The following is a 19,047-nucleotide window of genomic DNA, read 5'->3' on the forward strand; positions in this document are numbered from 1 at the left end:
AGATCGTAAGCGCTCTAGAAGTGAGCTTGCAGGATAACCCCATAGGTGCGGGGGTCATTCAGAATGCCGTAGCGGTTGACCGGGCCGGCCGTATGCGCCATCTGCAACACGGCGCGGTCTGTCAGATTGTTGACGTAGGCGCTGATGCTGTAATTGGCCTTGGCGGGTGCATAGGTGAGGCGTGCGTTCCAGATCGTCGAGGCTTTCTGGCGCGAACCGTCAAAGGGAATGATGTCGGCCTGGTACGTAGACTTGTACTCGCCATCGAGATGCGCTGTCACGTTTGAGCCGCCCGAGAGGGTGAACACATGCTCATAACCGCCGTTGACGGTCCATAGCGGCATGCGCGGCAGGGTGTTGCCGCCGAGATCGGTATAGGTGCAACTGCCGCCGCCGCAAGATGTCGCCAGGGTTACGTCGGCGAACTTGCTGCCTTCGTAGCTCACCGCGAAATCAAACTTGTCCGCAGGCGTAATCAGGTATCGGCCCTCGACTTCGGCGCCCCAGACCTTCGACGTGCCAGGAACATTCGCCACGACCAGTGTATCGACTGCGGCGCCGTCGATCTGGATGCCGTAGCTAAGCTGGTAGTCGCTGTAGAGGTAATAAAAGGCATCGGCGTTGATCAGCAGGCGGTTAGAGAAGAACTGGTTCTTGCTGCCGATTTCATAGGCATTGACCGTTTCGGGACCGTAGGCGCCGCCATTCGAGTCGACGCCACCCGAACGAAAGCCGGTAGAATAGGAGGCATAAAGCATGGACTGCTTCGACACATCATATTCGCCGCCAAGCTTGTAAGTCAGTTTGTCATACTTGCCCGTTTGCAGCGTTCCTGCCGTCAGGACGACGTCGGTACCGGTTGTACCGTCGACAGATCCGTCGTCCACGCGGGCGGCGATTTCATCCTCGGTATAGCGAAGCCCGCCGGTCACGCGCAGACGATCGGTGACAGGCCAGGTGATCTGGCCAAATGCGGCCTTCGATTTCGCTGTGTTTTCGGATAGCCGGTGGCCGTATCGATATGATAGATGAGCTTCAGCTCATCCGAATCCTGATCCAGGGCATAAAGGCCTACAACCCACTGCAAGGCACTGGAGGCCTGGCTGGCCAGGCGGACTTCGTAGCTGGATTGCTCGAAGGCCCGATTATCCCCTTCAAGGCCGCCGGCCGAAACCTGCAGGTAGTTTCGCTTGAAGGTCTCGTGACCGGCGGTCGCTGTCAAAACGGCAAAGCCCAGATCGTAATCGGCCTGCAAGCCGTATTGGGTATCGTTCAAATGATAATAAGGCTGACAATTCGGCGAGCAGAACAGAGGGTCGCCCGTAAATACGCTGGTGAAGACATTGGTTGCATCTGCGTACCAGGGGTTCGATACGCTGTCTGAAATCAGAACGTCGCCAGGTCCATTGCTGTTGGTGCTGGTGTTCTGCACGGTCAGCAGGAGCCTGAAGTCCGCGTTCGGCTTCCAGAGCAGTTTGGCGCGCGCGACAGAGTCGTCGCGATCGCTCAGACCATTCGTCAGATATCCATCGTGCTTCGTCGCTGCACCTGTGAGGCGCAGGGCGAGCGTGTCAGACAGGGGCAGGTTGACACTGAGCTCACCCATGCGGCTGTTATAATTACCGAATCCAAGTTTTGCATCGGCACTCATACCGGCAAGACTGGGATCGTTGGTGATGATGTTGATCGTACCGCCATTGGCATTACGGCCGTAGAGTGTGCCTTGCGGCCCGCGCAGGACTTCAATGCGCTTCACATCCGCCATGGTGGCGCTGGTGACATCCTGCTGCTCCTGATAGATGCCATCCTGGTGCACAGAAACGGGAGAGGCGCCGCCAGTACCGCGCGATCCGATGCCGCGAATGTAGAAGGTGGCCCCCATATTGGTATTCTGGACCTGAACAGATGGCACCGAGACCACGGCCTGGTTCAGATCGGTGATGCCGGATTTCGACAGCGTGTCGCCAGAGAGTGCCGCAATGGAGATCGGAGTCTTCTGAATGGACTGGCTGCGCTTCTGGGCGGTCACGACCACGACAGTGCCATCGATACCGGTCGAGGCGTCGCTTTGTGCCTGAGCCAGGGCAGGCAACAGAAACATACCGGGTAAAAGCATCGATGCCGCCAGGAGCGCTGGCTTGCGAGTAGGGGACAGCTTCATTTACGTTTTCCTCTTTTTCTATCGTTTACTTGGCCGGCCTGGGGCAGGCCGGCAAAAGTGTTTTCAAGGAAATGGCGCGGATGAAATGGCCGCAAAATTTCCTCCCTGCGGCCACATACGTGCATGGCCGTTCCAGCTTTATCAGCCGATATTTAAGCTTATTGCATTCGAATGCACAATGGCATGCAGGGCGCTGTTATGTGCCGTTTTTTTCAATACCTGCTATCGGTAGCCCTTCCGCTAGTCCTGCTCACAAAGGGCAGGGAGGGGCATCGTCACGGGTTCGGGCGGGCAACTGAGTTGGTCAATGACCCACATGAGTGCCTGATCATTGCTGCGGGCGCTGTGCCACTGGATAACCTCGACGATTTCGGGGAGCTCGAAAGGCAAGCGCATGGCTTTCAGCGGCAGAAACGCTTCTACCGTATGGGCAACACGGGCCTGTATGGTGGATATGCGGTTAGTGCCCACGATCAGGGAAGGGACAGACATCACGCTGGGGGCCAGAATCTCAATGCGCCGGGAAATATCCAGGTCGCGCATCATCGCTTCTTCAATGCCCAAGGGATGAACACGACCGAAACTGGGGACGACGTGGCCCAGGGCAAGATAGCTTTCCATGTCCAGTATGTCGTTGGCAAAGGCTTGGGTGGAGGAGACCAGCGCGACGAAATGGTCCCTGAAGGCAATCCGCGTTGGGTGCTTCGCAGAGGCGGCGTTCTCCAGTGTAATCAGCAGATCGGCCTCGCCACTTTCGATGGCGCTGCCAGGAGGGTCCACTGGGCGTTGCAGGCTGAAAGTCATCTTGGGCGCCAATGACGCCAGGACCGCTAACTTCTGAGTCAAAAAGGTACTCAGGATATAGTCTGAGGCCATTATGGTAAAAGATCGTTCGCAGGCTTTTGGCTCGAAGAGAGGCGCCATCATGATAGACTCCTTCACATAGGCCAGAACCTGATGAACGGGCTGTTTCAGGGACTCGGCCCGAGGTGTCAGTTCCATGACGCGACCGCGCTGGACGAGCAGATCGTCGTCAAAAAACTCACGCAGGCGTTCCAGCATCCCGCTCATTGCGGACGGGGTGACAAAGAGACGGTCAGCGGATCTGGAGACCTTCTTCTCTTCGATCAAGACGTTCAGCGCCACTAAGAGATTCAAGTCCAGGTTTGAAAACCGCACAACCGTTGTTCCCACTGCAATGATCCCAATCGATAGGGATTGACGAGATTTGCATTCGAATGCAATCCTTGTCAATCTGTCTGCCAGAGTTGCTTCGCGGGACTTCCGATCTGCTCGGTATAGCTACCCGACCAGGCAAAGATAATCCCAGTGCACTGATGGGCTCTAAGAGCAGAACTAGCGTACCACGATACGTCCATCGTCGCGGCGTGGCGGCGCCAGAGGATCGATCGATTTGAGGTAGGCAGTCTTATCATCGGCGCGAAGCCATCCCATGGCCTCATGAAAACCGGTAAACAGACAAATGGTCTCGTGCGGGAACTGCGCGGAGACGTGTGGCATGCGTTGCTGGACATAGTGGTCGTGGCTGACGATAGCGACAAAGGTCTCGTAGTCCTTGTCGCCGGTCAGTGCCGCCCAGTTCGCGGACATGGTCGCGATATCGCTGTTCGATAGCACGCCCTCATAGCGACGAAAGTCTTTCAAGCGCATGTAGGTCCAGGGTTTGTCGACCGACATATAGGCCTCATGCAGTTTCTCGACGAACACGGCGCCTGGCATGTTGCCGATAGGCCGTACGATCATCATGCGCTTATCGGGATCGCAGAAGAATTTGAAACGATACGCGTCAACCATGGTAAATCCTACACAGGGTCCGGAGCGCTTCCTCTCTGCTTGCCCGGTGCCCGGATCTCTGGCTGGACGGCTCATCTGCTTGGTGAGCCGTCCAGCATAACGGTGTCACGATTCTACCTGACGGTTTATATCGTCAGGGTTGAATACGCTAATTCTATGGTCGTCCGATAGCGGACAGAGCGACCGCCCTGACGGAATGTAGTTCATTTAGAGGAGAGCAGATTGGGCCAGGCTGAGGATGGGCTCTGCATCGGCTACCCGATTATGTACGAAAACGAGGACCTTTGGTACACCCGAAGGCAGGCCTGTCAGGCGCCTGATCCTTATGTGGTTGCCGAAAATCTGCTGGTTCAGATCGGCCGAAGACCCTGGAAGTTCCAGGTGAACAAGTACGCCCGCCGTCCGCAAGGGTAGGCGGATAGGTGCGGTGATGGTGAAAAGGATGCTGTTCCCGTCAGCCACACGCGGAGATATGGCGATATCCAGACTCTTAAACAAACGGCGCGCGACCTTGTCGAGCCGTAAACCCATGCCAGCGGCCTTAAGGTGCGTCACAAGCCTGAGTTCTATTTGAGACATGTCCACTGATTATCTCTTTACGCCGTGTTGATCGCGGGCAGCCCGAAAACGTTCGGTCAAGATGGCGCTCGCGGCTAAGTCTGCGGTCAGGCAGGGCTGAAACCGTTCGGCAGGCGCGCAGAGGTTCTGACAATAAGCTGCCCCGGGACGATTACATGTTCAATAGGGGCGTCTGTGCGTTCCATTACGGCTTCCAGCAGGGTCATGGTGCTGGCCACCAATTGATCCGCCGGTTGTGAATAGGTTGTCAGCGAGAAGCTCGGCCAGGCCGACATGGCTGTATTATCGAAGCCTACGATGGATATGTCACGGCCGACCTCCAGGCCGAACTCGTGACGCGCTACCTCCATCGCGGCGATGGCCATCTGGTCATTGACGCAAAAGAGGGCATCCGGCGGGGTTGGAGATGCCAGCAAATGGCGGGCGGCGGTCATGCCGCTTTCCGGTCGGTAATTGCTGATGGCCCTGACCGGTGGCGGCAGTCCCTGGCTGGCAAAGAAACTGTTGAAGCCCGCTTCGCGTTCGCGTGAGGTCGAGCTGCTTTCGACACCGGATATGTAGCCATAGCGCTGATGGCCGCCGGCGTGCAGAAAGGCGGCGATGGTTTCGCCGCCCTTGTAATTATCGCCGGCTACGCTGGCTATGGCGCTTTCGGGGTCGACATTATTGACCATAACCACTGGCACCCCGGCATCGCGGCAATCCTGGGCGAGGGCCGATGACAGGCTGGTCGAGGCCAGAATCAGGGCATCGACCCGATAGCGCAACAATTCGTCCAGGGCTGGGTCGAAGTTGATGTCGCCGTGGGTGACGAATAGCAGAATACGGTAGCCGGCCTGGCGCAGGGCCTCTGACAGTTTTTCGATGATGGGTGGATAGAACTGGTTGTCGAGGTGGGTCACCGCCAGGCCGACAATATAGGAACGGCGCGTTTTCAGCGAACTGGCCATGTGGCTTGGGCGGTATTTAAGCTTCTGCGCCGCTTCCAGAACCTTGAGGCGTGTGCCTTCCGAGACACTGGCACCGACTGTGAACGTACGCGACACAGCCGATTGTGACACTCCGGCCAGGCGTGCCACATCATAGGCTGTTGCCGGTCTGCCGCGGTTGGCGATGGACGTTTCCTTTGTATCTGCCATTTCAGTCTCTCGCTTCGCCCCAGATCTAACGCATAATATTGCGATATCAGCTATGAATATTATCAATGGCAGCCCTGCATATTCCGTATTGCATTCGGATGCAATTGAATTAGCCTGCCAGCGCGAACAAAGCTGAGGGTACGCGAAGTGCCCCATAAAAATGATACAAAGCAGGAAATCGAGGGAAAGGGATACAGGATGGAGAAGTGTAAGATACTGGCTGGCACAGCATTGACGCTGGTGCTGGCGACGGCCGCTCATGCCCAGACAGCAGAGGGGCAGGCAACCGCCGCAACGGATACGACTGGTGTCCAGGAGGTCATCGTGACGGCTGAACGACGCTCCACCAAAATCGAGCGTACGCCCATCGCCATTACGGCCATCTCCGGAAATGACGCACGAAAGAAGGGATTGAATTCAGTCGGTGATATCCTGGCCCAAACCCCGGCGGTTGTGGTCCAGAACAGCACCAAGGGGCAGGCGGTCTTCATTCGCGGCATTGGCTCTACCGGCGATGCGCAGGAAGGCGGCGATCCGGCCGTCAACCTCAATATCGATGGCGTCTACGAGCAGCAGGCGATCATTCCGCTGGCCAGTTCGCTCGATGTCAACCGTGTGGAAGTCCTGCGAGGCCCTCAAGGCACGCTCTACGGCCGCAATTCCAATGCCGGATCGGTCAACATCATTACCAATGACCCAACCCTGGGGGCTGTCTCGGGGTATGTGAATGTCGACGTCGGCAATTATGACTCCAAACGTATAGAGACAGCCGTCAACGTACCGCTCAGCGATAAGGTGGCGGCGCGTCTTGCCGTGGTCGGTAATCAGCATGACGGTTATTACAGCAATGGGGGTGGATCGGCCGATGGCTATGCCGCGCGTGCCAAGGTTAAGGCGTGGGCCACGGATCGGCTTACAGTCACTGTTTCTGGCCTCTATTCGCGAGAAACCGGCAATCCGGCCTCAACCGTGCCGGCGCCACTCAATACCAGCGATCCATACAACACCACTTACCCGGCTTATGATGGCACGAACGGCAATCCCTATTTCCCGCCGCTGTCGGCCAGTGCGACGGTTATGCCGCATGGTGTTCAGGACGTGAAGTTCTCGCAGGTCAACGCGCAGATCGACTATAATTTCGATTTCGCCACTCTGACCGTTCTGCCGGCATTTTCGCATACCTATCAGTATGCCGACACGGCGCTGCTGCCTTTCGGCGCCTCGGCGCAGGAAACAAGCGAGGATGCACGCTCGCTGGAAGCGCGGCTGGCCTCCAGCCCGACCAGCCGGATCACCTGGGTGACGGGCCTGTATGCCTACAGCGCCGATGATCACCGCAATCCCTTCCCGGAAGAAAGTCTGGATTTCGTGCACGCGGCCGTCAGTCTGCCGGCCAATCAGGCCATTCGTTACAGTTCGCGCTCTTACGCCGCTTTCGGTCAGGTCACTGTACCTGTCACCGATCGCTTTCGTCTGACGGGTGGCGCGCGTTATACCCACGATCTGAAAGCAACGGCTTTCGGTTATTATACCAGCGAGACTGAGCGAACAGCCGTGTCGGTCAATACCAATGCCTATAGCCGTTCGACCTACAAGGGTGGTGCACAATACGATCTGTCTGCCGCCACCATGATTTATGGCCAGGTCAGCACGGGCTTCAAGGCGGGCGGCGTTAATCCAAACGGGTCAAGCTACGATCCGGAAGAAATCACTGCCTATGAGGCCGGCCTGAAGACGCGCTTCTTTGACAACAAGGTTCACCTCAATCTCAGCGCCTACAACTATATCTATGACGGCTACCAGGCACGGGTGAATGCCCCCGACTGTTCGGATTCCAACGGTTACAGCCAGCAGACAATCAACGCTGCCAACCTGAAGAACTACGGCGGCGAGGCCGAGGTCAACGCGGCGCCGACCCGTCACGACCGCTTCTATGCCACAGCCGCCTATCTGCATGCCAATGGGCGCTTCCAGTATGACAATGGCACATGCAGCGCCGGGGTGATCACGCACGATTACCTCGACATCACCGGGGCGCCGCCCAATTCGCCGAAGTGGTCGGGTCTGATCGGCTACGAGCACCGCTTCGATCTGCCGCGCGGTGCGCTGAGTGCCCGGGTCGATATGCGCTGGTCGGGGGCTTACGACACCTCGATCGACGACAGTGAATATGACCACCAGGACAGCTTCACGCGTACGGACGCGACCTTCGTCTATACCCTGCCGGGCGATAAGGTCAGCATCCGGGCCTATGTCCGCAATATCGAGGACAAGGCGCAAAAGCTGTTCACCCTCGCGCCACCGATCCCGTTTGCGGCTCTGGAACTGTCCGATCCGCGTACCTATGGCGTGTCGCTGATGGTGCAATACTAGGCTGAGATGTCGCTTCCCTGCGGCACAGGCATTCAGGTCTTTGGGCTTGGATTCCTCCGACTGAAGCGTGGTTCTCCATGAGGGAGCCATGCTTCATTTTTCGTAATTCTTTTCGGTCGGCGGGCCGTCCATGCCTAATCAAAATATCAAACTGAGGAGACTCTATTCATGACACTGCGTCTTTTGCCTGCGCTGGGCCTGACGGCTGCGCTTGGCCTTTTCCTGCCGGCTATGCCCTCCCAGGCGGCCCCCCAATCGTGCGACCGGCAATGTATGAACCAGATCGTAAATGATCTGGTGGACTCGATGGTCAGGCATGATCCCGACCATCTGCCGCTGGCCGCGGTCTATCAGGCGACGGAAAATTCGCATCCGGCCGCGCTTGGCATGATGACCATGTGGCGGACCATCACCAAGGCCGGTAAGCCCGATTTTGTCGCGATCGATGTGCCCGCCGGTCAGGCCTATATCGAAACCCAGGTGAATGAGGGAGGAGAACTGTCAGTCCTCTGGGGCCGTATCAAGGTGGTTGATCGCCAGATCACCGAACTGGAACTCTTCATGAATCGCTCGCGTGGCGATCACGGTTTCTCATTCTCCGCCGAGAAACTGCCCGAAAATCTGAAAACCTGGATGAACCCGCCGGCCGGTCGCAAGAAGGCGACGCGTGCGGAACTGGAAGAACTCAGCCAGTCGGTCTTCGCCACCAACAGCACTTATACGATCGAACTGGGCGAAAACTGCTCGTTCATCGAGGCGGGTTCCCATGTTGTCGATCCTGGCCTGGATGATGTGCCGCCGCCAGCCGCACCTGCTGGTTCTCCCGCGAGGGACCCTAACGCGCCGCTCGGCTGCATCTTCCCGCCGAACCACCCGACCGATCCGCAGGCCCGCGAGATTGTCATCGATGAGGATCTGGGCATTGTGGTGGATGCCGCCATTGTACCGGGTACCGTGTTCCCGTATCCCTTCTACGGCCATATGCTTTCTGCCTTCATTCCCAATGAAATGAAGGAACCCGGTGTCGCGCAGCAGGCCTGGTTCGAACGCAAGCTGGCCCAGGGCAAGGGCGGACTGCTGAAGCCGATGCCGGCAACGGGCGATGCCATGCACGTATTGCAAGTCTATGACGGCAAACTTCAGGGGCTGCAGATCAATGTGCATGTCGGTCCGCCGGACATGAAATCGCTCTGGGTGAAACCCTAAAGGCTGGGTGAAGCCCTAAAGGAATGCAAAATTGATCGCGGGCTCAATCGTACAAAGATTGAGCCCGCATCTGTGTCTGCTTCGCGTTGATTAGGCTCTGAGACATCGTGTCAGCCAAAGACACGCAGCATTCAAAACCAGCGCATGATCCGCATGGACTTTAAGTGAGGCTATCGCTCCCCAGATGTTGTTGGGAGCTGAAATTGATGTTGTAAAGTACCGCTCAACGCGGGCAATGCCTCAGGATCGACAACCGGGCTCCTCATAGTCATCCGGTAGCGTAAAATTTCGCCGAACATACGCGGTGTGAGCGTTCGAAACGGATAGCCACGAAGGCACGAAGACGCAAATGCCATGGTTTGCCACACCAAAACCTATTTGACTTTGTCTAATTATGTAGCTAAAAAAATGTAGCTAAACTACTAAGGCTGACGCGCCTGTTTAATTTGCAAGCTATTGGCGCGGTCAGCCGCACCTATTTGGAGGCTCTATGAGTATCAAACGTATCGGTGGGCCTAAGGCAGGCAGTGGCGGGCAGATGCTGCCGTTTTCGCGGGCGACGGTGGCGAACGGCTTCGTCTTCGTGTCAGGTCAGGTCGGCATGGATGAGACCGGCGAGATCGTACAGGGCGGTATTGTCGCCCAGACGCACAAGACGATGGAAAACATCATCGCCATCCTGGCCGAGGCCGGTTGTACGCTGGCCGATGTCGTCAAGGCCAATGTCTGGCTCGATGATACGCGTGATTTTGCCGCCTTCAACCGGGTCTATGCCAGCTATTTCAATGGTGAACTGCCGGCGCGGTCATGCGTGCGGTCCCAGATCATGATCGACGCCAAGGTCGAGGTCGACGTCATCGCCTATAAGGCGGAAGCGTAAGGGCCGGATCATGGGCGTGGCGCTCTATGCCTATCCGTGGAATATTCACGATATTGACGCGGATATCGCCCGCGTGAAGGCGTTGGGCGCGGATGAGATCAGTCTGGCGGTGAGTTATCACGCCGGCAAGTTCATTCATCCCGGCGATCCGAAGGCGCGCGTCTATTTTCCGGAAGACGGCACGGTCTATTTCCGGCCGCGTCGGGCCTATGGCGCCCTCAGGCCGCAGGTGTCGCAATTGACGCAAGGCCGCGATGTCCTGGCTGAGTTATGTGCGCGCGGCGATATCGGCGTCAATGCCTGGACTGTGCTCAATCACAATACGCGGCTGGGCATGAGCCGCCCGGACCTGTGCGCGCACAATGCCTTTGGCGATATCTACCCTTACAGCCTGTGTCCGTCGCAGGCGGAGGTGCGGGCCTATGGCGTGAGCCTGTGCACCGATATCGCCGAGGGCTATGCCGTCAAGAGCCTGCTACTGGAATCGCCGGGCTGGCTGACCTATGGGCACGGTTTCCACCATGAGTTCGCGCAGGTGCCGGCCAATGCCTGGCTCGATCGGATGCTGGGCCTGTGTTTTTGCGCGGCCTGCCAGTCAGACGCGAAAGCGGCGGGCATCGATGCCGAAGGACTGGCGGCGCAGGTCAGAGGCGCCGTCGACAGGTTTCTGGAGGATGGCCAGGCGCCGTCGCTGGAGTCGGAGCTGGTCGCCTATCATCGCTTCCGCTGTGAGGTCGTGACGGCCCTGGTCCGGGATATCCGTGCCGCTGTCAAGCCGGAGGTAAAGGTCAAGGTGATCTCGACCTGCCAGCGCCCGCACGCTACGGCCTGGCTCGAAGGTCATGATCTCGCCGCGCTCGATGCGGTCAGCGATGGCTTGGAACTGCCGCTGTATCAGCCGGACGCCGCCGCTGTGCTGGCCGACGGCCGCTATGTGCTGGACCGCGTACCGGCGGCGCGCACCAGCGTGATCCTGCGTCCGGGGCATCCCGACCTAACCGCCGAGGCCGATCTGGTGGCCGCGCTCGATGGTCTGAAAGCGCTCGGTATTCAGGATTTTGCTTTTTATAATCTGGGCATGTTGCGTCCCGCCGATCTGCGGCGGTTGCAGCATGTGCTTGCGAAACAGGTGCAGCATGTTTGATTTTTCCGGAAAGGTCGTCCTGATCACGGGCGCGGCCGGTGGCATAGGCCAGGGCTTATGCGAGGCCTTCCTGGGCTGGGGCGCGACCGTGCTGGCCTTTGACCGCGCCGCGGAGGTGCTGGCGGAAATGGATGCGCGCCTTCATAAGGCCTCGCCTGATCTGACGGATCTTGAGGCCGTGAAGGCGGCGGTGGCCAGCCTGACCGCCATTACCGGCCCGGTCGATATCGTGGTCAATAATGCCGGCGCAGCGGCGGCCACGGCCTTGTCCAACCTGAAGCCCGAAGACTGGACGCACGATCTCGCCATCAATCTCAGCGCCGCCTATCACTGTGTCGAGGCCACGAAAGAAGCCATGTTCGCACGCGGGGCGGGCGTGATCGTTAATATCGGTACGGTCAATGCCATGCTGGCCATCGGTCATCCGGCCTACAGCGCCGCCAAGGCAGGGCTTGTCAGCTATACCAAGGCCCTGGCCGTCGAATACGGTCCGCGCGGTATCCGCGCCAATCTGGTGGCGCCGGGCACGGTTAAGACCCAGGCGTGGAACGCCCGCGCCGCGCAGAAGCCGGAAGTCTTCGATGATCTGAAGAAATGGTATCCGCTGCGTGATTTCGCCAATCCGCGGGATATCGCCAATGCGGTGGCCTTTCTGTCGTGCGATCTCGGCCGCATGATCACCGGCGTGGTCCTGCCGGTCGATGCCGGCCTGACGGCAGGCAATCCGGTGCTGGCTTCCGAACTGACGCTGGAATCGTTCTGATGTTGCAGCTTGATCCTATTCTCGATTTCCGTCTGCAAACCGGCACCAAGGGGGTGCCACCGTCGGGTGACGGCATTGCCCTCCGCGATGTCGGGGCGCAAGGGTGGCGCCTGCTCGATGGCAGCATCCCTCTGCCGGCCGCCGTACTGCGCGCCAGCGCCCTGCAGCAAAATCTGACGGCCTTCCAGACCTATATCGACCAGGCGGGCGTCAAGCTGGCGCCGCACGGCAAGACCAGCATGTGCCCGCAACTGTTCGACCGGCAATTGCGCGCCGGCGCCTGGGGCATGACCGTGGCCACCTATGCGCAAGCCTGCACGGCGCTGCGTTATGGCGTCACGAACCTGATGATCGCCAATGAACTGGTGGGCGAAACCGAGATCAGGGCCTTGGCGCAGGTGACCGATGCCCGCATTCTGTCGCTGGTCGACAGCGTGGCGGGCGTCGAGCGGCTGGAAAATATCCTGGCGGGTACGGCAAGGCCGTTCGAGGTGCTGGTCGAACTCGGTATCGACGGGGGGCGCACCGGTGCGCGCGGGGCGGAGACGGCGCTGGCGATCGCCCGCCGGGTGGCGGCCTCGCCGGTGCTTTCGCTGGCCGGGGTGGAGGGCTATGAAGGCCTGATCGTCACCGGCGATGCGAAGGCCGATGCGGTACGCGTCGATGCCTTCCTCAACGATCTGCTGCATGTGTTCGCCACGGGTCGCGATGAGGGCCTGTTTGCGGGAGCGCCGATCCTGAGCGCCGGGGGGTCGGCCTATTTCGACCTGGTGGCGCGCGGTCTGAAAACAGAGGGCGTGACCACGATCCTGCGCAGTGGCTGCTACCTGACCCACGATACCGGCTTCTATAAGCGCCTGCTCGATCATGTCGGCGAACGCGCCGTGCTCGGCCCCGCGCCGGCGCTCAAACCGGCGCTGGAGGTCTGGGCGCAGGTCGTTTCGCGTCCGGAACCGGGCCTGATCCTGATCAATGCCGGCCGGCGCGATCTTTCCGACGATTCCGGTCTGCCGAAGGTCGAGACCTGGACCCGGCCGGGCAAGGGCGCGGCACCGCAGGCCGTCAGTGACTGGCAGTTTTATCGCATGAACGACCAGCATGGCTATGTCCGCGTGCCGGAAGCGGCCCAAGTGGCCGTCGGTGACTATGTGAGCCTCAGCATCTCCCATCCCTGCACCACCTTTGACCGGTGGCCGCTGCTGCTTGAGGTCGATGACGATTATCGCGTCATCGGCGCGCTCAGAACCTTCTTTTGATGAGTACCCCCATGTCGTCTGAAACTGCCGATATTCTCCTGCGCCGGGGCCTGGTTTTCGATGGCCAGGGTGGCGAGCCCTTCGTTGCCGATGTCGCCCTGCGCGATGGCCGCATCCTGGCCGTGGGCGATCTGGATATGTGCGCCCCGCAGGAGATCGATGTCAGCGGCAAGGCCATCGCGCCGGGCTTTATCGACTCTCACTCGCACGATGATTACGCCTGCATCCGCACGCCGGAGATGACCGCCAAGCTCAGCCAGGGCGTGACAACCGTAGTGACGGGCAATTGCGGCCTGTCATTGGCGCCGCTGCGTTTCAATGGGGCGGTCGAGGAGCCCTTCAACCTGCTGGGCGATGAGAAGGCTTTTGCCTACGATAGCTTCCAGGCCTATGCCGAAGCGGTTAATGCGGCGCGTCCGGCGGTCAATATCGCAGCCCTGGTCGGCCACACCACCTTGCGCAAGATGTGCCTGGCGGACCTGGGCCAGCCGGCATCACCGGCCGAGCGTCGGGCGATGCAGGATCTGCTGGCCGATGCTTTGCGCGCCGGCGCCACCGGCCTCAGTTCCGGCGTCTATTATCCGCCCGCCCAGGCGGCTGATCTGGCCGAGCTGACAGCCCTGGCCGAAACCGTCGCTGCCCATGGCGGGGTTTATGCCACCCATATCCGCAGCGAATATGACGGTGTGGCCGAGGCGCTGAAAGAGGCCTTCGCCACCACGAAGACGGCGCAGACGCCGCTGATCATCTCGCACCACAAATGCGCCGGTGTGCGCAACTGGGGGCGCTCGCTGGAGACCCTCGGCCTGATCGACCAGGCGGCGAAGACCCAGCCGGTCTGCATGGATTGCTATCCCTATACCGCCGGCTCCAGCGTGCTCAATCCGGACCTGTGCGACGGCGAGATCAAGGTGCTGATCAATTCATCGCAGACCTTCCCGGAAACGGCCGGGCGCTACCTGAAGGACGTCGCGGCCGGGTGGGGCATAAGCGAACGCGAAGCCGCCCTGCGCCTGATGCCGGGCTATGCCTGCTATTTCCAGATCCACGAAGACGACATGCGTCGCATCCTGTCCCATCCCCTGTGCATGGTCGGCTCTGACGGCCTCCCCAATGACCTCAATCCGCATCCGCGTCTGTGGGGCGCTTTCCCGCGTGTGCTGGGCCACTATGCCCGCGACCAGAAGCTGTTCCCGCTGGCGGAGGCCGTATTCAAGATGACCGGCCTGACGGCGCAGCGTTTCGGGCTGCACGATCGCGGCCGTATCGCGCCAGGTCTGGCGGCGGATATCACCGTCTTCGATCCGGCCACCGTGGCCGATCGCGCGACGTTTGAAAAACCCGTGCAGATTTCCGCAGGCATCGAAGAGGTATTTGTCGGCGGCGTTCACAGCTGGTCGCAGGGCCGGGCTTTAAGCGAGCGCAATGGCCGCTTCCTGCCGGGCGCGGGTGTAGCCATGCCCGCCGCTCTGGCCGGCGAATAACAGATCATAAAACGGGGGACTGTCATGACCACGACCACGAAATCACCGCTGATGCCGATGGCCATTATCGGCGGCATGTTCTTCATCTTCGGTTTCGTGACCTGGCTGAACGGGCCCCTGATCACCTTCGTCAAGCTCGCCTTTACCGTGGATGACGTCTCGGCCTTTCTGGTGCCGATGGCCTTCTACATGTCGTATTTTTTCCTGTCCCTGCCGGCTGCCGCCATCCTGCGCCGCACGGGCATGAAAGGCGGCATGGCCCTGGCCCTGCTGGTGATGGCGGTGGGCGCGGCCCTGTTCGGCCAGTTCGTCGACCTGCGGATTTTTCCCGGCGCACTGGCCGCCCTGTTCGTGATCGGCGCCGGCCTGTCGATCCTGCAAACCGCGTCCAATCCCTATATCTCGATCCTCGGCCCGATCGACAGCGCGGCCCAGCGCATCGCCTTCATGGGCATCTGCAACAAGCTGGCCGGCGCGCTGGCGCCACTGGTTTTTGCGGCTGTGGTCATGCGCGGGGTCGATGGCCTGGCCGATCAGGTCGCGGCCGCCGCCCCCGCTGCGCGCGAGGCCCTGCTCAGCGCCTTCGCCCATAAGGTCTATCTGCCCTATATGGCCATGGCCGGTCTTCTGGCGGTGCTGGCCCTGGCCGTCTGGCGCTCCCCCTTGCCGGAGGTCACGGATAAGGCCAATGCCGATGACACGCCGTCGAAAAGCCTGTTCGCCCACCCCAATCTGTGGCTCGGCTTTATCTGCATCTTCCTCTATGTCGGGGTCGAGGTGATGGCGGGCGACGCCATAGGCACCTATGGCCATGCTTTTGGTTTGCCGCTCGACCAGACAAAATACTTCACCACCGGTACGCTGGCCGCCATGCTGGTCGGCTATATCGTCGGTCTGGTGCTCATTCCGGGCTTTGTCAGTCAGGCGCGTTATCTGATCGTTTCGGCGGTGCTGGGCGTCCTGTTCACGGTGGCGGCCTATCTGACGAAGGGCTATGCCAGCGTCGCCTGCGTGGCCTTGCTCGGTTTCGCCAACGCCATGATGTGGCCGGCCATCTTCCCGCTCGGCATCAAGGGGCTGGGACGGCACACCGAAACCGGTTCGGCCATACTGGTCATGGGTATCGCCGGTGGCGCCATCATCCCGCAACTGTTCGCCGTGCTGAAGGCGCATTACGATTTTCAGCTCGTTTTCGCCGCCCTGATGGTGCCGTGCTATCTCTATATCATGCTGTTCGGCCTGTTCGCGGCGCGACGGAACAGCTAGGTTGTTTCGTCATGTAATTTTGCTACAATAAGGGTATGACGACTCTGAACGATATCCTCACCACCATCCGTGACCGCGCCCCGCATGAGGATGGCGTCAATCTGAAAATCGGTGAGGAGATCCTGCGCGATCCGGGGTCGGTGGTCGATGTTAGCATCAAGAGCTTCGCCAACCGCATCGGCGTCAGCGAACCGTCGGTTATCCGCTATTGCCGGTCCATCGGCTGCGATGGGTTCAAGGAATTCAAGAAATATCTGGCCCAGTCCCTTGTGCTGGAGCAGAAGTTCTCACGCGGGACGGCGGGCGGTAACGCCGATGACAATCCGCAAGGGGACGAGCGTTTTGACCGGGTTGCCAGTAGCGTGGCCACGGCCCTGCGCTCTGTCAGCGGCACCGAACATTTTGAGCAGATCGACGCGGCAGCCAAGGTGTTGGCGGCCACGCAGATGATTGCGGTATTTGGCCTGGGCGGCTCATCGGCCGTGCTGGCTATGGAAGGGCAAAACCGCTTTTTCCGACTGGGGCTGCGCGCGGTCGCGCATGTCGACAGCTACATGCAGCGCATGACGGCGGCCACACTCAAGAAGGGCGATGCTGTTCTGATCGTCTCCTCGACCGGGCAGCCGGAAGCTCATGCCGAAAGCGCCCGCATCGCCCGCAATTATGGTGCGGTCTGCATCGCCCTGGCGCCGGCGAAAAGCACACTGGCCGGTCTGGTAGACATTCTCATCCCGATAGAGCTGGCGATGGACATCCCTTATCACCAGCCCAATCCGGTGCGGTTTGCTCAGATGTTCGTGCTGGACTGTATTGCCGATCGTGTGGCGTTGATGCTGGGCAAGCCAGCGATGGAAACCCTGCGTCGGGTTTCCTCCGCCGTTTCGCTGCAGCAGCATTACCTGCCTACCGGGGACTGATTTAGCTCAACCGTCGCATGGCTCGCTGCCAAACAAGCGATGGGACAAGCGCATCAATTGCTAGGGACTAACTCCAGCGTCACCACCTCAAACGGTTTCAGTTGCAGCATGACCGGCTGTCCGGCAGCCAGGGTGTCATTTGTGCGTGCGTCACCCCACAGGGTATGGGCGGCGAAGGTCGTGGCGGCGCCCTGCGGCAGTTCCAGCGCCTTGCCGATATCGAGCGCGAAGGCCTGCGGCTGGTCCGACGGATTGCGCAGGGTGATGATGCCCTTGCGTGGCGCCCAGGCCGCCCAGCCATAGATATCCAGCCGGCCGGGGTCGCCGCCGATCCAGTGCGTGTCCTTCAATATCTCGGCATTGTCGCGTGACCACTTCGCGGCTTCGGCAAGTGTGTCCCAGTTGGCAGAAGTCAGGAGAGAGGGCGTGATATAAAGTTCCTGCAGGGCGGTGCCGCTGCCGAAATAGGAATGAACCTCGGCGGGGAAATCATTACCCGGGTCCGTGTTCAGATTCGGTGCATATTGCGCATAGATCAGGCCATGCAGCATGACGGCGTTCAGCGGAAACAGCGGGCCGCCGATGACGATATTCTGGTAGGCTTCGCGATCGCGATAGGTCATCCAGCGCTGACGCGGCGTGCCCACGCCGGTGAAGGCATGATCCTGGCCGCCGCGCCAGATCGAGTCGGCATAGAACAGCCAGGCGGGTGACGGATAGGTGCCGGTGGTGACATTGACGAACAGGTCCGGCCGGGCGGCACGCAGGTCGTCGATCAGGTGGATCGCCGCATCGAAATCGCTGTTGAAGCGGCTGCCGGGAAAGACCTTGTCGGCATTGCCTGTACCGTCCAGCTTGAACTGGTTGACGCCCTGACGCGTGACGAGATCGAGCGTGGCCGTGCGGAAATCGTCGTAATATTTCGGGCCGGAGAGGGCAAAGCCGCCATCGATGATTTCGTAGCCAGAGGCCGTTCCCGCCTTGATACGCGCTTCCTTGTTATGATTATAGCCACCCCAGGGCGATAGCCAGACGCCGGGCGCGGCACCGTATTTTGCCGCCGCATCGCGCAAGGGCATGAAACCGTTCGGAAAGGCCGGACTAAAGGCCCAGTTGCCGGTCAGGTCATCCCAGCCGTCATCGAAGAGGAAGGAATCGATCTTCACGCCGCGCTTGACGCTCAGTTCCTCGCCGAAGGCCTGGATGCGGCTGAGCGCGTCAGCCTCGGTGTAGGCTGTATCGTAACCGATATCGTACCAGGAATTGTAATGCAGGAAAGTGCGGTAGGGATGGGCGCGTTCAGCTTCGAGATAGGTCAGGAAATCGCGGCGCAACTGGCCGGGCGCGGTCACGCCGATCACCGCCGAATAGGTTACGCTCTGGCCCTTGCGCAAGGGGAGAGCGTTGTCGATCTGCGTCCAGGCCTGAGCCTCTTCCATGATGGCGTGGCTATAGGCCAGCGGGTTCTCGAACATGAGATAGTCGTTGCCGGCAAGGATAGGCGAACCGTCCACCTTGCCGGAGACTTCAGCGCCGGGAGCCGTGGTATCAAGCATCCGCACCTGGGGAAGGGTTTCGTCCTGCTTCAGAGCCGTAATGGTGACGATTTCGCGCAGATATTTGGCGCCTTCCGGCTGGATCAGTTGCCACTCGACGCGCAGCCGACCCTCCGTGTCGGTAAAGCTGCCCTGAACCGCATGGCGCGCCTGCCTGTCCGACAGGCGGGAGGCGTCGGCCTTGCCGGGCAGGCTTACCGCGCGCAAAGCCCCTTCCAGAGTCAGGTCGGAGGTTGACAGGACGGGACCGTCCGCCAGGGTGATGGTGAAAGGTGCGTTCAGGCTCAGCGTCTTGCCATTCAGACTGTCAGTGAACTGAAACTGCGACAGGTGGCTGTTTTCGGTTTTCCAGGTCAGGCTGCTGTAGCTGTTGCCCAGCGTATTGAGCAGCGCCGCCGGTTTGGCGAGGGCGGGTGTTTCCACGGCCATGATGGCAAGAATTGCCAGGGAAGACGCACAGACTTTCAACATGGACATGACACAACCTGTTTGTAGTTTAATTACATTA

15 protein-coding genes are annotated in these 19,047 nt (G+C 59.9%); 9 read left to right on the forward strand and 6 right to left on the reverse strand.

Features of this window, described 5'->3' with window-relative positions; all coding sequences use genetic code 11:
• Positions 1-14: 14 nt before the first annotated feature.
• The 5 genes from QM647_RS17905 to QM647_RS17925 form a co-directional block, all read right to left on the reverse strand.
• Positions 15-962 carry a TonB-dependent receptor domain-containing protein gene (locus QM647_RS17905; protein ID WP_414996969.1) on the reverse strand — a complete coding sequence of 316 codons (948 nt, stop codon included), beginning with the start codon at positions 960-962 and terminating at the stop codon, positions 15-17.
• Complete coding sequence (locus tag QM647_RS17910) at positions 929-2,161, reverse strand: TonB-dependent receptor (protein ID WP_414996919.1); 1,233 nt, start codon at positions 2,159-2,161, stop codon at positions 929-931. Before QM647_RS17910 ends, QM647_RS17905 begins: the two co-directional genes overlap by 34 nt.
• A gap of 240 nt (positions 2,162-2,401) precedes the next feature.
• The gene (locus tag QM647_RS17915; protein ID WP_414996920.1) at positions 2,402-3,355 is read right to left on the reverse strand and encodes a LysR family transcriptional regulator; all 954 of its coding nucleotides are present in this window, start codon (positions 3,353-3,355) and stop codon (positions 2,402-2,404) included.
• Positions 3,356-3,517: 162 nt separating this feature from the next.
• The gene (locus tag QM647_RS17920; protein ID WP_414996921.1) at positions 3,518-3,976 is read right to left on the reverse strand and encodes a hypothetical protein; all 459 of its coding nucleotides are present in this window, start codon (positions 3,974-3,976) and stop codon (positions 3,518-3,520) included.
• 665 nt (positions 3,977-4,641) lie between these two features.
• Entirely contained in the window at positions 4,642-5,694 is a 1,053-nt protein-coding gene (locus QM647_RS17925) for a LacI family DNA-binding transcriptional regulator (RefSeq protein ID WP_414996922.1), read from the reverse strand.
• Between the two features lie 198 nt (positions 5,695-5,892).
• On the opposite strand from QM647_RS17925, the gene QM647_RS17930 reads away from it, so the two are divergent.
• The 9 genes from QM647_RS17930 to QM647_RS17970 all read left to right on the forward strand — a co-directional run bounded on the left by QM647_RS17930 (position 5,893) and on the right by QM647_RS17970 (position 16,983).
• A complete protein-coding gene (locus QM647_RS17930) occupies positions 5,893-8,067 on the forward strand; it encodes a TonB-dependent receptor (protein WP_414996923.1) in 2,175 nt (724 codons plus the stop codon).
• A gap of 168 nt (positions 8,068-8,235) precedes the next feature.
• Positions 8,236-9,273 carry a hypothetical protein gene (locus tag QM647_RS17935; RefSeq protein WP_414996924.1) on the forward strand — a complete coding sequence of 346 codons (1,038 nt, stop codon included), beginning with the start codon at positions 8,236-8,238 and terminating at the stop codon, positions 9,271-9,273.
• A gap of 490 nt (positions 9,274-9,763) precedes the next feature.
• Positions 9,764-10,153, forward strand: coding sequence for a RidA family protein (locus tag QM647_RS17940; RefSeq protein WP_414996925.1), 390 nt, complete (start codon positions 9,764-9,766; stop codon positions 10,151-10,153).
• 10 nt (positions 10,154-10,163) lie between these two features.
• On the forward strand, positions 10,164-11,297 hold the full coding sequence (locus QM647_RS17945) for a hypothetical protein (protein WP_414996926.1): 1,134 nt from the start codon (positions 10,164-10,166) through the stop codon (positions 11,295-11,297).
• Positions 11,290-12,060 carry an SDR family oxidoreductase gene (locus QM647_RS17950; protein WP_414996927.1) on the forward strand — a complete coding sequence of 257 codons (771 nt, stop codon included), beginning with the start codon at positions 11,290-11,292 and terminating at the stop codon, positions 12,058-12,060. The genes QM647_RS17945 and QM647_RS17950 overlap by 8 nt, the downstream gene beginning before the upstream one ends.
• The gene (locus tag QM647_RS17955; protein ID WP_414996928.1) at positions 12,060-13,316 is read left to right on the forward strand and encodes an alanine racemase; all 1,257 of its coding nucleotides are present in this window, start codon (positions 12,060-12,062) and stop codon (positions 13,314-13,316) included. Before QM647_RS17950 ends, QM647_RS17955 begins: the two co-directional genes overlap by 1 nt.
• A gap of 11 nt (positions 13,317-13,327) precedes the next feature.
• A complete protein-coding gene (locus QM647_RS17960) occupies positions 13,328-14,800 on the forward strand; it encodes an N-acyl-D-amino-acid deacylase family protein (protein ID WP_414996929.1) in 1,473 nt (490 codons plus the stop codon).
• 24 nt (positions 14,801-14,824) lie between these two features.
• Positions 14,825-16,066: a sugar MFS transporter gene (locus tag QM647_RS17965; RefSeq protein ID WP_414996930.1), complete on the forward strand. Its 1,242-nt coding sequence runs from the start codon at positions 14,825-14,827 to the stop codon at positions 16,064-16,066.
• Between the two features lie 35 nt (positions 16,067-16,101).
• The gene (locus QM647_RS17970) at positions 16,102-16,983 is read left to right on the forward strand and encodes a MurR/RpiR family transcriptional regulator (protein WP_414996931.1); all 882 of its coding nucleotides are present in this window, start codon (positions 16,102-16,104) and stop codon (positions 16,981-16,983) included.
• A gap of 53 nt (positions 16,984-17,036) precedes the next feature.
• Here the strand turns inward: QM647_RS17970 and QM647_RS17975 are convergent, their stop codons facing one another.
• Positions 17,037-19,016, reverse strand: a complete 1,980-nt coding sequence (locus QM647_RS17975) for an enterotoxin (RefSeq protein WP_414996932.1) — start codon at positions 19,014-19,016, stop codon at positions 17,037-17,039.
• Positions 19,017-19,047: the final 31 nt, after the last annotated feature.

The sequence above is a fragment of the Asticcacaulis sp. genome, assembly GCF_047605585.1.
GTDB lineage: Bacteria > Pseudomonadota > Alphaproteobacteria > Caulobacterales > Caulobacteraceae > Asticcacaulis.

Coding starts and splice junctions, on each gene's coding strand:
- QM647_RS17920 (WP_414996921.1), bottom strand. CDS start 3,976: ATGGTTGACGCGTATCGTTTCAAATTCTTCTGCGATCCCGATAAGCGC.
- QM647_RS17930 (WP_414996923.1), top strand. CDS start 5,893: ATGGAGAAGTGTAAGATACTGGCTGGCACAGCATTGACGCTGGTGCTG.
- QM647_RS17970 (WP_414996931.1), top strand. CDS start 16,102: ATGACGACTCTGAACGATATCCTCACCACCATCCGTGACCGCGCCCCG.
- QM647_RS17925 (WP_414996922.1), bottom strand. CDS start 5,694: ATGGCAGATACAAAGGAAACGTCCATCGCCAACCGCGGCAGACCGGCA.
- QM647_RS17960 (WP_414996929.1), top strand. CDS start 13,328: ATGTCGTCTGAAACTGCCGATATTCTCCTGCGCCGGGGCCTGGTTTTC.
- QM647_RS17945 (WP_414996926.1), top strand. CDS start 10,164: ATGGGCGTGGCGCTCTATGCCTATCCGTGGAATATTCACGATATTGAC.
- QM647_RS17950 (WP_414996927.1), top strand. CDS start 11,290: ATGTTTGATTTTTCCGGAAAGGTCGTCCTGATCACGGGCGCGGCCGGT.
- QM647_RS17910 (WP_414996919.1), bottom strand. CDS start 2,161: ATGAAGCTGTCCCCTACTCGCAAGCCAGCGCTCCTGGCGGCATCGATG.
- QM647_RS17955 (WP_414996928.1), top strand. CDS start 12,060: ATGTTGCAGCTTGATCCTATTCTCGATTTCCGTCTGCAAACCGGCACC.
- QM647_RS17940 (WP_414996925.1), top strand. CDS start 9,764: ATGAGTATCAAACGTATCGGTGGGCCTAAGGCAGGCAGTGGCGGGCAG.
- QM647_RS17935 (WP_414996924.1), top strand. CDS start 8,236: ATGACACTGCGTCTTTTGCCTGCGCTGGGCCTGACGGCTGCGCTTGGC.
- QM647_RS17975 (WP_414996932.1), bottom strand. CDS start 19,016: ATGTCCATGTTGAAAGTCTGTGCGTCTTCCCTGGCAATTCTTGCCATC.
- QM647_RS17965 (WP_414996930.1), top strand. CDS start 14,825: ATGACCACGACCACGAAATCACCGCTGATGCCGATGGCCATTATCGGC.